This is a genomic window from Syntrophomonas sp. DTU019, assembly GCA_913757435.1.
Taxonomy (GTDB): domain Bacteria; phylum Bacillota; class Syntrophomonadia; order Syntrophomonadales; family Syntrophomonadaceae; genus DTU019.
Genome location: CAJYDM010000007.1, coordinates 46,528 through 60,604, shown reverse-complemented (window position 1 = coordinate 60,604; position 14,077 = coordinate 46,528). Strand labels below are relative to the sequence as shown.

The following is a 14,077-nucleotide window of genomic DNA, read 5'->3' as shown; positions in this document are numbered from 1 at the left end:
TCGAATGATAGGGTGATAGCGAGGTGGAATAATGGCCTACATTAAGGGCGAAGACCGCATGCAGATCACCCTTTTTCCTGAAGCGGTCGATGACTATATATCAACTGATAATCCAGTTAGGGTAATTGAAGCATTCGTTAATTCGTTGGACATGAAGGACCTCGGGTTCCAAAAAGCGGAGCCGAAAAATACTGGTAGACCTCCATATGATCCTAGGGACTTGTTAAAGCTCTACTTGTATGGTTATCTAAATCGGGTTAGATCATCTCGGAGGCTAGAGACCGAAGCCGGTCGGAATCTTGAGTTGTTATGGTTATTACGGAAGCTAAAACCCGACTTTAAGACAATAGCTGATTTTAGGAAAGATAACCCCAAAGCCCTAAAAGGAGTCTTCAAACAGTTCACCCTGTTATGCAAAGACTGGGACTTGTATGGCAAAGAGGTCATAGCTATCGATGGTTCCAAGTTCCGAGCCAGCAATTCCAAGCGCAATAATTACAACCAAAAGAAGTTACAAAGACACTTAAAATATATTGACGAAAAAATTAACGGCTACTTTAATGAATTAGATAGCAACGACCAGGACGAAGCCGATATCCATATCCCCAGTGCTGAAGAGATCCAGAGGCGCATAGAAGAACTAGAAAGCCGTAAAGGTAAATATACCGCCATGAAACAGCATATGGAGCAAACCGGGGCTACAGAAGTATCGACCACTGATCCAGATGCTCGGCTAATGGCTGTTAATAATAACGGAGTAGAAGTCAGCTACAATGTACAAACGGCGGTAGACCAAAAGCATAAGCTAGTGGTAGACAGTGAAGTCATAAACAATCCAGCTGACCAAGGGCAGCTAAGCAATATGGCTAAGCAGGCCAAAGAAGTATTGGAAGTAGACCAAATTAAAGTATTGGCCGATAAAGGATACTACTCAACCAATGATCTAATCGAATGCGAGAAAAACCACATAGAGACCTATGTAGCCAAGCAGAGATTTACCGGTAATATAGCCAACACCGACTTTCAAGCTGACAAATTCCAATATGACCAAGAGCAAGACGTTTACCTATGCCCCGCAAAAGAGATTCTCTATCCAGGCAGAATAAGAGAAGTCAACGGAGTAAAATATCGAACCTACAAAAACTACCGGGCCTGTAAGGGCTGCCCCTTAAAGGATCAATGCACCAAAGCCCAGAAGGGCCGAACAATTAGCCGCAACCTAGCCCAGCCATTACTGGATGAAATAGACCGCCGGACCAAGGAAAATCGAAAACTGTATGTACAAAGGCAAATGATCGTAGAACACCCATATGGAACCGTAAAAAGGGGCTTGGGTTATAGTTACTTTTTAACCAGGGGATTAGTGTCTGTAAATACGGAAAACAAGTTACATATGTTGGCCTACAACATGCGAAGAGTAATCAATATTCTGGGAGTTGAAGAAATAGTAAAAAGGCTGGCCTCAGCATAAACTGCACCAGCCTGTTTTTTATCAAAATATCACTAGTAATACTAAATGACCAGTAAAACCTATCACGTAGTTTTGGGATCTCATCGAAAGTTCTCACACGGTCTGCCGTCCCCATGCCTTGCCTTGCCTTACTTACGAATTGAGGATTTTATATTTGACCTGCTGGTGAGCGAAGGTTTCGATAGTGTCGTAAAGTGGGGTTATGGTCGAACTCATGCCGCGGCGGGCAGCCATGGCTTTGATGAAGAAATCCGCCACACTCGGATTTTTCGGCAGCAGGGGACCGTGCAAATAGGTGCCCACCAGGTTGCGGTATTTCATGCCCTCGAATCCGTCTTGCCCGTTGTTGCCGTGCCCTTTGACCACCCTGCCAAAAGGCTTAAGGCGCTGATCATTAAGAAAAGTCCGCCCGCCGTGGTTCTCAAATCCTACTACCGTGGTCTTCTGCCCCACTAAATCGGTCTCCAGAAGAATGTTGCCGATGAGGCGGGGCTGCGCGACCCGGGTGACGATGTTGAAAAAGCCCAACCCCTGCAGTCTCTGCCCGTCTGCGGCGATGTAAGACTCTCCCAGCAGTTGGTAAGCCCCGCAGATGCACAACACCGGCAGGTCGGCTTCGATGGCCTGCCGAAAAGCATCCGCCCGCTTGATCAAATCCCCATAAACCAGGCCTTGTTCGCGATCAGAACCGCCCCCCATAAACACCATGTCGATGGCGCCAAAATCTATGTTCTGGCCGATGCCCACACTGTATATGTGACACTCGTGGCCGCGCCACTGCAGGCGCTTCTGCAGGCAAACCAAGTTGCCCCGATCACCGTAAAGGTTCATCAGGTCAGGATATAGATGAGCTATGGTGAATCGGGCCATGAATTAATCCTCCATTGGAATTAAATTAAGTGTAATGGTGACAAAGGGTGGTTTGCGTTTATCACCTAAATGTAATTGGGTACGATTGTGGTTTCCACAACTGTCACCAACCTGTTTAGATAATTTTTTTGCTCGCCGTGCTCCCGGCACTATTCTATTAACCTCAGGTGCTGCCGCTCTGCACCCTGGCTTCCGGAAGGAAGTTGGGCAGGGGTACGTTCTGGGAGGTAGTGATGCGCACCGATTTGAAAAACGGGCCTAAGGATATGATCTGGCTCTTGCTCAATTGGCTGCCGTCGAATACGAAACTGCCGCTGATGCAGCATGATTCCCCGGCCGGTACGGTGCGCCCCACCTCAAGTTCCAGGTCGGGGGTGAGCACATAATTAGCCACGCTAGGTTCCAGCACCGGGTGCAACGACTGTATATACACCGAGTTAGAACCGGTATTCTTGACGGTTATCTCATAAGAATAGGACTGCCGCAAGCCCTGACTGTCCAGTCCGCCTATGCTGGTCACAGTGTCCTGTATCTGCAGGGCCGCTCCCGGAGTGGGGGCCTGCCTGCATCCGGCAATGAGCATCACAAACAGCATTATACTTACCAATAAAACACTGGGCCGCATTCCCAAGCCCTCCTCCTCCCTATCGATCCCTGCTGGGCTTTCCCGTCACACCTTGTTTCTTATATCGTAAAATTACAGTCATTACAATAGATGACCAGTACCCTCGCCGGCACGGTGGCGAATCAGCCCCACACCTGTCTTAGTGTGAACAGCAGCGGTTGCTCCTTAAGGTCAAAGGTGCAAAGACTGCAACAGGCATCTCTTAGTCAGTGTTATGTGAAAGGAAGAGTGCCACCTGTGTTAAATAATAATATCGACCCTTGTGCAGAAACGGTGCCGCTAATGGCCCGCATCTGTCCCCGCATTTAGGACAGCGGAACCGTCCCCTCGTCCCGGTGCCGCCAATAGCCCGCATCTGTCCCCGCATTGGGACAGCGGAACCGTCCCCTCGTCCCTCTCCTCGTCCCTTGTCCCATTAGGCCCGTTCCCGCACGACGGACGGTGCATACTCAGCCTGCAGGCGCAGCAGTATCTTGCGGCATTGGAACAAGGCGGTATAGGTGGAGAGAATGTAGTTGACTTTGCCCGGTCCTGACAGGGCTTTCTGAATTGCCGGGTCGAGGTCGCTCTCGATTTGAATCAGCTCCTGGTCCACTCCGGCATATTTCACTCTCACCGCCATATCCCCGCTGCGCAGTCCGGAACACACCAACAGGCTTATCCCAGCCCCCGCGCTGGCCAGGCTCTCCAGGTCTGCGTCCCATATCCAGGATACATCCCGCCCATCAGCGGCATTGTCGTTTAAGGCCAGGAAAAGGTTTTTGGACCGATGGTCGTTCAACAGGGCCTGCAAGCTCTGGTTGAATCCGGTGGGATTTTTCACCAGTATCAGGGTGGCCTCCTTAGAACCCACGGTGAACCGTTCCATTCGCCCGGCTTGGGGCTGAAAGCGGGCGATGGCCTCTCTGATGACGGCATCAGCTATGCCCATGCCTTTGCTCACCGCCACCGCCGCCAAGATGTTATAAGCATTGTAAAATCCCTGATACGGGCTGGTAACCTCCAGGTTATTGATCTTCATGGTGATGTTGTGGTCCAACTGCAAGTCGCTGCCCAGGTAATCCGGCACCGGGTTGGTATTGCCGCAATTAGGACAGTAAAAAGCCCCCAGTTGGGCGAAATGAAAGCTCTGATACTCGATCTCCTCACCGCACAACATACAGTAGCGCCCCTCGCGGCTGTCCTGGTTGTGCAGGGTGTCGTAAGGGGTGGCGGCGAAACCGTAGTAGCTGCAGGACAGCCCGGTCTCCACGGGCAGGCCAGTCATCAGGGGGTCGTCGGCATTGAGCCACAGGCGAATATTTCGACCCTTCACCCCTTCGCTGATGAGACGAATGGTGCGATCCAACTCTCCGAAGCGGTCTAATTGGTCACGGAAAAAGTTGGTTATTAGCAGCTGTCTGGCGTTGACCTCATTCAGCAATGGGGCCACATTAGCTTCATCGGTTTCCAACAGGGCGTAGTCCCAGTGGCGGCTGGCGGTAAGGTTGCTGGCGGCAATAAAGGCCGTGGTGATGCCGTTTAGCATATTGGCCCCGGCCTGGTTGTGCACCACGCTATTGCCATTGGCATGTAGAATCTGAGCTATCATGTTGCTGGTAGTGGTCTTGCCGTTGGTGCCGGTGATGATGATAATCTGCCCCCTGACCCGGGCGGCCAGTTTCTTGAGAATGCCGGGGTCAAGCCAGAGCGCCACCCTCCCGGCCAGAACCGTACCCTGGTTGCCGAAGCGGCGGCTGACGTTAATGATAATCTTGGCAGCCATGATGGCTACAATTGTTCTCAGCATTATTCTCTCGTCCCATGTCAGAAAATGCAGCCACAAGCCCGATTGTAAACTAGACTAAACACCGGTTTTAAAAAATATGTTGAAAGCCTGAGGCTGTCCATTAACACTTTAACACAAACCCCCGGGGAACGAAACCGAGCTGATCCTGTTTATTCGCCAATCAATTGAGCACAGATTTTTCGTTTCAGGGAGAGTCGGCCTTATTCTGGCAGCATTCATCATGCTCTGTTATAATTTGGATAAATATCTTCAATGGGCGCGAAATATATCAAACCAGGGGGAGTATGATGAAGAAGATCATCATCGGGTCAGTATTTACCTTGTCAGGAATCATTGTCGTAGTGGGCATAATCATGGCGGCGGCCTGGTTTGCCCCCAGCATCACCAGTTGGAGCGGCTCCAAGTTGTGGTTCGCCATCTTCGGCGCCCCGCAATACGGCAGTGATGTGGTGCAAAGCCTGTTCCTGGGAGTGCCGTTCGTTGCCGGGGTGGTTCTGGCTGGAGCTGGATTGCTCATCCTGCTGGTCGAGTATTTCCGCCGCGATAATTTCTAGTCGATTACCGCATAGCTTCACTTCCACAACAACGAGGTAGGCCCGGCGCACCGCTTATTACGCTTAGTTCTACCCCGGATTCAGCTTACTATATTAAGGTGCGCCATGATTAAGGGGCGCCATGGAAACGCGGATTACCATTGATTCTAGCTTAGCTTCGCTTACGCAACAAAGAGGTGCACTCAGCACCTCTTAACTATCCCTATTATCTCACCTTTGGGCAGGATACCATCCTCTTCTAGGGCGCGATGCGTGACAGCCAGTCGTAGACCCGACTGCGGCGGTGAATGTTGCGATTGGTCAGATCCTGATAAACCCTTTCCAATTGCAGAGCCATATTGGGTGAAGAGACCTCCTCGGCCTTTATCAAGGCGTTGTGGCGGAAATACTGATACGCCTTGTCATCGTTTAGCATCTTGAGAATGGCAGCGGTGAATGCCTCCTGGTCGCATTCCGTCAACAGGCCGTTGATGCCATGATCTACCATATCCAAAACCCCATAGGCTTTGATGGCCACCACCGGCAGACCGGCGGCCATGGCTTCCACTAATACCAACCCCTGGGTCTCGGTCATGGAGGAGAACACGAACAGGTCGGCGCTGAAATATACATGGATCAGGGTTTCAAACGGCAACGCCCCGGTAAAGATCACATCCCGCTCCAGGTTCAGGCCGAGGTCTAAAACGAGCTGCTTTAAAGCCGTTTCCTGAGGCCCCTGCGCAGTAATGACCAGAGTAGTCTGCGGCTTCTGCTGATGCACCTGGGCAAAGCACTTTATCAGGAACTCAAGGTTTTTCTCCTTAGTCAGTCGCCCTACGTTGAGAAGGATCTTGTTTTCTGCAGGGATGGCATAGCGCTCCCGCAACACGTTTCCCTCTACCCGGGCGTTGTTGAAGAGCTGCACCGGCACCCCGGTAGGAATTACCGAGATAGGGGTGGGGATGGCGTAGCTGGACAGTATGTTGCTTACCTCCGAACTGGGTACGATGAGATGGTCCACCTGACGGCAAAAATTGTTGCTGAATTTGATGGTCATCTCCCGGGCCAGCTCTTGCCCGACCGGCAGATAATGCACATACTGGTCGTACAGGGTATGGTAGGTGAACACGATGGGCAGTTTGAATAAGCGTGCGTAGTGCAGCCCTACCCGCCCCATAGTAAACGGAGAATGTACATGAATAAGATCCAAATCCAGTTTGCGCAACAAGTATTTCATACCCGGGAAAACCGGTATGGCCAGAGCGAAATCCGGATTGGTCGGCGCTGGCACAGAATAATAGCGGTAAACCTGATCATCGGTTTCCACATAGTTGGGATAATTGGGGGCAAATATATAAATCTGGTGCCCTAGTTTTTCAAGTTCATGTTTGAAGGTATTTATTGAAGTAACTACACCGCTGGTATAAGGTTTGTAACTATCGGTGAAAATGCCGATTTTCACGTCCGGTCCTCCTTTTCCATGATGTATTGCCAATCCCAGACTGGTTATCAATACTATTACACAGCCGGGAAAGTTTAGCAATGCCGGGCTTCAGCCAAAATTCTAGATATCCCCCCGGGTTGGACTAGAAAACGACATTTGCATAGTTTTACAGCCATAAGCTGGATGGTGCCCAGGAATTCCTCTTGTCAGTCCCAGGGCGACTAGTCGCTGAAAAGCACCGGCCGCCTGACCAGGCCCCGGCTGTGGTGAACTTTTATTCAACTGCCACCGCCAACAAAGTTACGCTTCGCACTGCCAGATCTGCCCCCCGATCGGCTTCACCAGTGCTACCGCCCCCTGGACAATGATACTATCTTACACTGCCAATGATACCTAACACTGCCAAGGCCAACAGGTTTTATTCTGATTTTACGTTTGAAGCGGTTCGTCCTTTCAGGCCTGCCCTGAATGCGGAGTCGGTCAAATAAATGCTTCATTGCGCCAAACCTTCACACCTGCCCCACCGGAATGGTGCCTGGCACTATTCATACCTGCTCCACTGGAATGGTGCCTGGTATTATTGACACCTGCCCATCCGAATTCTGTTTGGTCCATAAAGCGGCGGGCGCTTTTTGGCTCTGAACGCCTCACCCCTGACCAATCCGGGCGGCCATAATACGAACCATCCCGATGCTCTTCTCTTTCCCCCCTGCTCAATCCGGATCCGGGTTGTGCAGGGTGTTCTGGTATTCATCATAATCGTAGCCGGCTATATCAAAAGCGGTGTCATACATCCGCCCGGGATGTATGACCCCCTCCTCCGCCGGTCGGGTATAAGTGTGGCTGTGTTCGCGAGCACAATGGGCGCACAGCGTGGTGTTGACCACTCGCTGCAGGCGGGCCGGTTCAATGGGCTGGCCGCACTGCTCACAGGTGCCGTAAGTACCGTTCTGATAATTGATTAAAGCGTCATTGACTTTCTCCAGTTCGAATTCCAGCATTTCTAAAAGCCCGGCCTCTTTTTCGCGCTCGTAAGTATCGGTAGCCACATCACCGGGATGCTGGTCATAGAAGGACAGCTCGTCCATGTACTCCGACATCGGCATCTGCAGGATGTCGCGCCGACGAGCGATCTGGTCCTCGATATCCGCTTTCCGGGATAATAAAGCCTGGTAATAATCGATCTGATTCATGGCTATTTCCTCACCTTCAAGGTTGATACAAACCCGCTTAATTGATCCCCAACTGTCTCTGCACGATCTGCACGACGTCAGCGATAAAATCGCCGATCACCGGCAAATTGAGGAGGATAATGTGCTGCAACAGGTACAGGACCAGAGCCGCCAGGATGGTGAAACCTATAGCCATGCCCAGTCCGCGGGCCACTCCAGACCAAAAGTTGATCCAAAAAAGCCGCCAGGGATGGCGCAGCATCTCTACGTATTCCGCCACCCCTATTTTGTGCATGGTTGAGACCATTTCCTCCATTTTGCGGTTCAGGTTCTGAAGCAGCTGGAGCTGTTGATCGCGATCCTCATCAGTGTGCTTCACTTTTCACCTCACCTGTATATATATTATTCCAGGTTGGTCAGCTTCAATACGCCATTTAATTGTTAAGGGAATGAATCGGTGCGGGGATCCTGCCCTTGCGGGCGATGAAATGCTCCGCCGAGGAATTGTTAACCGGCATAACCGGGGCCCGCCCCAAAAGGCCGCCGTACTCCACCCAGTCCCCGGGATGCTTGCCCGGTGCGGGTATGATGCGTACAGCCGTGGTCTTGCGGTTGATCATGCCAATGGCGGCCTCATCGGCGATTATGGCTGAGATGGTGCAGGCGTTGGTATCACCGGGTATGGCTATCATGTCCAGACCTACCGAGCATACCGAGGTCATAGCCTCCAATTTCTCGATGTTCAAAGCACCTTCGGCTGCGGCCCGGATCATGCCGGCGTCTTCGCTGACCGGAATGAAGGCTCCGGAGAGCCCGCCCACATAGGACGAAGCCATAGCCCCGCCTTTCTTGACGGCGTCGTTGAGCATGGCCAGAGCCGCGGTGCTGCCCGGTCCACCCACCCGTTCCAGGCCCATGGCCTCGAGGATGTCAGCCACACTATCCCCCACTGCGGGGGTAGGCGCCAGTGAGAGGTCTAAAATACCGAATGGTACTCCCAGTCGTTTAGAAGCCACCCGGCCCACCAGTTCGCCGGTGCGGGTGATCTTGAAAGCGGTGTTTTTAATGAGATGGGCCAATTCGCCCAGATCGCAGCCAGGATTGTTTTTTACTACCGTGGCTACGACTCCGGGGCCGCTGATGCCTATATTGAGGACGGTCTCCGGCTCGCCCGGACCGTGGAATGCCCCGGCCATAAAAGGATTGTCTTCGGCGGCGTTGCAAAACACCACCAGCTTGGCGCAGCCCAGGCCGTCGCGATCGGCGGTGGCCTCGGCAGTCCGCTTTATTATCTGTCCCATATCATAGACGGCATCCATGTTTATCCCTGATTTGGTGGTCCCTACGTTAACCGAGGAGCATACCCGCTCAGTACCGGCTAATACCCGGGGGATGCATTGAATAAGGCTGTGGTCGCCGCTGTTGTAACCTTTGTGCACTAGAGCGGAGAAGCCCCCCAGGAAATTGACCCCTACCTCGGCTGCGGCCCGGTCTAATTCCAGGGCTATTTTATAGATGTCGTCCTCATTGAAGCCGTTGACCAGCATGGCAATGGGAGTGACGGAAATGCGTTTATTAATAATGGGTATACCATAATCACGCTGGATCTCTTCTCCTACTCGGACCAGATCCCTGGCCAGTCGGGTGATCTTGTCATAGACCCGGCGGCCGGTCCTAATGCCGTTCTCCTCCCGACAATCCAGCAGATTGATGCCCATAGTAATGGTGCGGATGTCCAGATTCTGACCCTGCACCATATTAATGGTCTCTAAAATTTCTTCTCTGCTTACCGCAAACTGCATACCCACCCTCCTTAATGACACAGGGGGACGCTTTCATTGTGTCATTTTTCAAGTCATAAATGAATCAATTCATGCTCTAGGACATTCCAATCTTCGGGAATACTCCTATACTGGCGACATTCCTCCGGGACACATAGGGGACAGTCCCTCTGTATCACTCTATGGTGGTTTCCCTTATTAGTTGATTACATTTCGCGACACAGGAGGGACAGTCCCCGTGTATCCCCTTCCCGTCGCATAGTCGCATATCTTACTCAAATAACACACAGGGTGTGACACAGGGGGACGCTTTCATTGTGTCATTTTTCAAGTCATAAATGAATCAATTCATGCTCGAAGACATTCCAATCTTCAGGAATACTCTTCAGAGTATCCCCGTGCCTTAATGGTGTGGCCCCCTCTATTACCTAATAGCTCTTTAGTAGAGTTAGTAGAACGACATTAGTGACACACGGGGACGCTTTCATTGTGTCATTTTTCGAGTCACAAATGAATCAATTCATATTCGGGGACATTCCAATCTTCAGGAATACTCTTCAGAGTGTCCCCGTGCCTTAATGGTGTGGCCCCCTCTATTACCTAATAGCTCTTTAGTAGAGTTAGTAGAGCGAAACTATGATGACACACGGGACATTTCATACTTGGGGAAATTCCTGGTTTCCCTTATTAGTTGATTACATTTCGCGACACAAGAGGGACAGTCCCCGTGTATCCCCTTCCCGTCGCATAGTCGCATATCTTACTCAAATAACACACAGGGTCGTTTTATCGGCGAGCGATGCGTGCGACACAGGAGAGCCGCCGTCTCCTAATGTCGCAGTGTCGCAAGACACCCGCCCTTAGATGCGGTGCATGTAGCGAAAGATGTCTTCGTGCTGCACGGTGATCTGCAGGCCAAGTTCCTGTCCCTTCTGGTCCAGGAGTTGTTTCAATTCATCCAACCCCACGGTGGCACCGGTAAAATCGACCACCATCACCATAGTGAAGAATCCCTGCAGGATGGTCTGGCTGATGTCCAGGATGTTGACGTTAGTATTGGCCAGAATCCCGGAGATGCTATATATTATCCCAACCCGGTCATGGCCCAGGACGGTGATAATCAAGCGGTTGCTTTCTTCCATGGTGTCCTCCTGCTTATTGATGGCTTTATGGGGGATGAGGTCTTGCCCCATACAACAAGTACTTAAGTTGATGTTGCTCCCAGGCCAGGATGGATATGCCCCCGGTCTTAATAGTGATACCCCTGTTGGGGTGGTTTTATCTATCCATAACTGGCAGTTGTCCATAACCATTCACTGGGCTGGCTTACCCTTCCAGGCAATCTTACCTGTCAGGTCATCTCCAGGGCTCCCCGCATCTACCATATCCCGTATTTACAGGCTGTCGATGACCGCAGCACAGCGCTGGCAAAGACTGCTGTGCTCACTGTTCTTTCCTACGCTGGTGTCGATTATCCAGCAGCGCTCGCATTTCTCGCCTGGGGCCGGTTCGACGGATACTGACAGCCCGGAGACATGCTCCAGGGTAACGGCATTGAGCGGTGGCGCAATGGTCGGCACTACGGTGCAGCTGGAGACGATGAACATTTTTTCGATGTCTGACATCCCAGCAAAGACCTGTTCCCAAGCTGGACTTATAAAAATGGTGATAGCCGCTGCCAGGGAATGGCCGATAACCTTCTGGGCGCGGGCCTCTTCCAGAGCTTTGGTGACCACCTCGCGGGCGCTTAATACCATGTCCATGCGTTTTTCCAAAGCCTCATCCTGGTATCTGTCATCCGGCTGCGGCCATTCCAGAAGCTGCACACTTTCCGGCTGCCCATCGCGCCGCAAGTATGACCAAATTTCTTCGCTGGTGAAGGCTAACACTGGAGTGAGCATTACCACCAGGTCGTTGATCAGTTTATAGAGCACGGTCTGTGAAGCCCGGCGCTCGGGATCATTGGGATTTGAGCAGTACAGCTTATCCTTGAGGATATCAAAGTAGATATTGCTCAGTTCGATAGTGCAGAAATTGTGGACCGAATGGAACACCACATGGAATTCGTATTCCTCATAGGCGCTGGTCACGCGGCGCACCAGTTGGTCCAATTTCAGCAAAGCCCAGCGATCCAGGTCGGTCAGCTGTTCATAAGCCACCTGATCTTGGGCAGGGTCAAAGTCAAATAAGTTGCTCAAAATGAAGCGGCAGGTGTTGCGGATCTTGCGGTACGCTTCAGCGCTCTGTTTGATGATGTTCTTAGAAACCGACACGTCGTTGCGGTAATCAGCCGAAGACACCCACAGGCGCAAGATGTCGGCGCCCATCTCATTAATCATAATCAGGGGATCGATGACATTGCCCAGCGATTTGCTCATTTTCCTTCCCTGTTCGTCGACTGTAAAGCCGTGGGTCAAGACCTGACGGTAAGGTGCGGTACCGCGCACTGCCACCGCAGTGGACAGCGAGGAATTGAACCAGCCGCGATGCTGGTCACTGCCTTCAAGATACATGTCTGCTGGCCAGCTCAAGTCTTCATAAACATCCAAGACTGCCATATGGCTGGAGCCGGAATCGAACCAAACGTCCATGATGTCGGTCTCTTTGCGGAAATTAGCGCCGCCGCAGCCCGCGCATACATAGCCTTCAGGCAGCAGCTCAGCAGCCGATCTGATGAACCAGGCATTAGAACCCTCCTGGGCAAATATCTTGCTGATGCGGTCGATGGTCTGATCGTTAATGACTGTCTCGCCGCAGTCGTCACAGTAAAAGATGGGAATCGGAACCCCCCAGGTGCGCTGCCGGGAAATACACCAGTCGCCGCGGTCGCGCACCATGTTATATATGCGCTCCCGGCCCCAGGAGGGGATCCAGCGTACTCCATCGATGGCTTTGAGGGCGTTTTCGCGGAAGCCGTCGATGGAGGCGAACCACTGCTCGGTGGCGCGGTAGATGATAGGGCTCTTGCAGCGCCAGCAATGGGCATATTGGTGCTCAATCTTGGCGGTTCTCAGGAGCATATTCTGTTTCTTCAGTTCCTCAATCACTGCATCGTTGGCATTGTGCACGTATAGCCCTTCAAACTGCTGGGCTTCAGCGGTGAAACGGCCGCTGTTGTCGATCGGCGAAATCACTTCCAGGCCGTAGATCCTGCCAACATAGAAGTCCTCTTCACCATGACCGGGAGCGGTGTGCACGCAGCCGGTACCAGCCTCCAGGGTGACATGCTCGCCCAGGATGACCAGGGAGTCGCGCTGGAAGAACGGATGGGAACAAACCACCAGTTCCAGTTCTTTGCCCACGAATTCCTGCATGATTTGGGCATCCTGCCAGCCCAACTCCTGGCTGACCTGTTCCAACAAACCTTTGGCCAGTACATATTTTTCTTTGTTTACCAGGACCATCACATACTCATAGTCGGGATGTAAAGAGATACCGGTGTTGGCCGGCAGGGTCCAGGGGGTGGTGGTCCAGATGATAACGAAGGCATCCTGGGGCAAGATCCCTTTGCCGTCCTTGATCGGGAATTTTACATAAATGGAGGGCGAAACCTTATCGCCGTATTCCACCTCGGCCTCGGCCAGGGCGGTCTCGCAGTCGCCGCACCAGTACACCGGCTTCAGGCCTTTATAGATGTAGCCCTTGCTGGCCATGGCGCCGAAAACCTGGATCTGCACCGATTCAAACACCGGATTCAGGGTCAAGTAGGGATTCTCCCAGTCGCCCCTGACCCCCAGACGCTTGAACTCCTGGCGCTGGATGTCTATGAATTTCAAAGCGTATTGTCTGCAGTGTTCGCGAAATTCGACCACATCGGTGCGGTGGCGGTCCAGTCCCAGGGCTTTGATGGCCTGCTGTTCGATGGGCAGCCCATGGGTATCCCAACCCGGCACGTATGGGGAGTCAAATCCGGACATGGATTTGTATTTGACGATTATGTCCTTCAATACCTTGTTTAAAGTATGGCCCACGTGTATGTGTCCGTTGGCATAGGGCGGCCCGTCATGCAGAATGAAGGTGGGGCGGCCGTGGTTCTTGGCCTGCACCTTCTGGTAGATACCGATCTTTTCCCAGTAATCCAGGATTTCAGGCTCGCGGGTGGGCAGGTTGGCCCGCATGGGAAAAGCGGTCTGGGGTAGATTCAGGGTCGCGTCATATTTGCCTTTTGCCATGTGATTCACCTCATGTACTTTTTTTGCTGGCGATATGCGGGATGTGCCCGGGAAAAAATAAAGCCCTTCCATCCACAGGGACGAAAGGCCTCTTCCGCGGTACCACCCATTTAGTGCCTGCCCAGCCGCAGGCACCGCTCTTGTGCTCTATAACGTGAGCAAACGTTCAAACCTACTGAAGTTCGGTTGAAGGCTCCGGGGTGATCTTCGTCGAAAAGGC

Annotated in this window: 11 protein-coding genes and 1 other annotated feature (1 of these 12 cut by a window edge); of the genes, 2 read left to right on the top strand and 9 right to left on the bottom strand. The window is 52.1% G+C overall.

Annotated elements, in window-relative coordinates:
* The first annotated feature begins 31 nt into the window (after positions 1-31).
* The gene (locus AC15IQ_RS14440) at positions 32-1,471 is read left to right on the top strand and encodes an IS1182 family transposase (RefSeq protein WP_483180065.1); all 1,440 of its coding nucleotides are present in this window, start codon (positions 32-34) and stop codon (positions 1,469-1,471) included.
* Positions 1,472-1,603: 132 nt separating this feature from the next.
* On the opposite strand, the gene AC15IQ_RS14435 is transcribed toward AC15IQ_RS14440, so the two are convergent.
* The 3 genes from AC15IQ_RS14435 to AC15IQ_RS14425 form a co-directional block, all read right to left on the bottom strand.
* On the bottom strand, positions 1,604-2,341 hold the full coding sequence (locus tag AC15IQ_RS14435; RefSeq protein WP_483180064.1) for a type 1 glutamine amidotransferase: 738 nt from the start codon (positions 2,339-2,341) through the stop codon (positions 1,604-1,606).
* A gap of 163 nt (positions 2,342-2,504) precedes the next feature.
* Positions 2,505-2,966, bottom strand: coding sequence for a hypothetical protein (locus AC15IQ_RS14430; protein WP_483180062.1), 462 nt, complete (start codon positions 2,964-2,966; stop codon positions 2,505-2,507).
* 415 nt (positions 2,967-3,381) lie between these two features.
* Positions 3,382-4,755, bottom strand: a complete 1,374-nt coding sequence (locus tag AC15IQ_RS14425; protein ID WP_483180060.1) for a MurT ligase domain-containing protein — start codon at positions 4,753-4,755, stop codon at positions 3,382-3,384.
* A 287-nt stretch (positions 4,756-5,042) separates the two neighbouring features.
* On the opposite strand from AC15IQ_RS14425, the gene AC15IQ_RS14420 reads away from it, so the two are divergent.
* Entirely contained in the window at positions 5,043-5,309 is a 267-nt protein-coding gene (locus tag AC15IQ_RS14420) for a hypothetical protein (RefSeq protein WP_483180058.1), read from the top strand.
* A gap of 238 nt (positions 5,310-5,547) precedes the next feature.
* Here the strand turns inward: AC15IQ_RS14420 and AC15IQ_RS14415 are convergent, their stop codons facing one another.
* From AC15IQ_RS14415 to ileS, 6 genes are all read right to left on the bottom strand, one after another.
* The gene (locus tag AC15IQ_RS14415) at positions 5,548-6,750 is read right to left on the bottom strand and encodes a glycosyltransferase family 4 protein (RefSeq protein WP_483180056.1); all 1,203 of its coding nucleotides are present in this window, start codon (positions 6,748-6,750) and stop codon (positions 5,548-5,550) included.
* A gap of 695 nt (positions 6,751-7,445) precedes the next feature.
* Positions 7,446-7,925, bottom strand: a complete 480-nt coding sequence (locus AC15IQ_RS14410; RefSeq protein ID WP_483180054.1) for a TraR/DksA C4-type zinc finger protein — start codon at positions 7,923-7,925, stop codon at positions 7,446-7,448.
* 37 nt (positions 7,926-7,962) lie between these two features.
* Positions 7,963-8,283: a DUF5665 domain-containing protein gene (locus AC15IQ_RS14405; RefSeq protein ID WP_483180051.1), complete on the bottom strand. Its 321-nt coding sequence runs from the start codon at positions 8,281-8,283 to the stop codon at positions 7,963-7,965.
* Positions 8,284-8,338: 55 nt separating this feature from the next.
* Positions 8,339-9,706, bottom strand: coding sequence for a DUF711 family protein (locus AC15IQ_RS14400; RefSeq protein ID WP_483180049.1), 1,368 nt, complete (start codon positions 9,704-9,706; stop codon positions 8,339-8,341).
* A gap of 839 nt (positions 9,707-10,545) precedes the next feature.
* A complete protein-coding gene (locus AC15IQ_RS14395) occupies positions 10,546-10,827 on the bottom strand; it encodes an ACT domain-containing protein (RefSeq protein WP_483180047.1) in 282 nt (93 codons plus the stop codon).
* Between the two features lie 252 nt (positions 10,828-11,079).
* The gene (gene ileS / locus AC15IQ_RS14390) at positions 11,080-13,857 is read right to left on the bottom strand and encodes an isoleucine--tRNA ligase (RefSeq protein ID WP_483180045.1); all 2,778 of its coding nucleotides are present in this window, start codon (positions 13,855-13,857) and stop codon (positions 11,080-11,082) included.
* Positions 13,858-13,930: 73 nt separating this feature from the next.
* Positions 13,931-14,077 (bottom strand) — a binding site (T-box leader); it runs 74 nt beyond the window's last position.

What these genes read in the sequence shown, in the direction of transcription:
- AC15IQ_RS14430 (WP_483180062.1), bottom strand. Translation starts at nt 2,966, where the DNA reads ATGCGGCCCAGTGTTTTATTGGTAAGTATAATGCTGTTTGTGATGCTC.
- AC15IQ_RS14395 (WP_483180047.1), bottom strand. Translation starts at nt 10,827, where the DNA reads ATGGAAGAAAGCAACCGCTTGATTATCACCGTCCTGGGCCATGACCGG.
- AC15IQ_RS14425 (WP_483180060.1), bottom strand. Translation starts at nt 4,755, where the DNA reads ATGCTGAGAACAATTGTAGCCATCATGGCTGCCAAGATTATCATTAAC.
- AC15IQ_RS14435 (WP_483180064.1), bottom strand. Translation starts at nt 2,341, where the DNA reads ATGGCCCGATTCACCATAGCTCATCTATATCCTGACCTGATGAACCTT.
- AC15IQ_RS14440 (WP_483180065.1), top strand. Translation starts at nt 32, where the DNA reads ATGGCCTACATTAAGGGCGAAGACCGCATGCAGATCACCCTTTTTCCT.
- AC15IQ_RS14400 (WP_483180049.1), bottom strand. Translation starts at nt 9,706, where the DNA reads ATGCAGTTTGCGGTAAGCAGAGAAGAAATTTTAGAGACCATTAATATG.
- AC15IQ_RS14420 (WP_483180058.1), top strand. Translation starts at nt 5,043, where the DNA reads ATGAAGAAGATCATCATCGGGTCAGTATTTACCTTGTCAGGAATCATT.
- ileS (WP_483180045.1), bottom strand. Translation starts at nt 13,857, where the DNA reads ATGGCAAAAGGCAAATATGACGCGACCCTGAATCTACCCCAGACCGCT.
- AC15IQ_RS14410 (WP_483180054.1), bottom strand. Translation starts at nt 7,925, where the DNA reads ATGAATCAGATCGATTATTACCAGGCTTTATTATCCCGGAAAGCGGAT.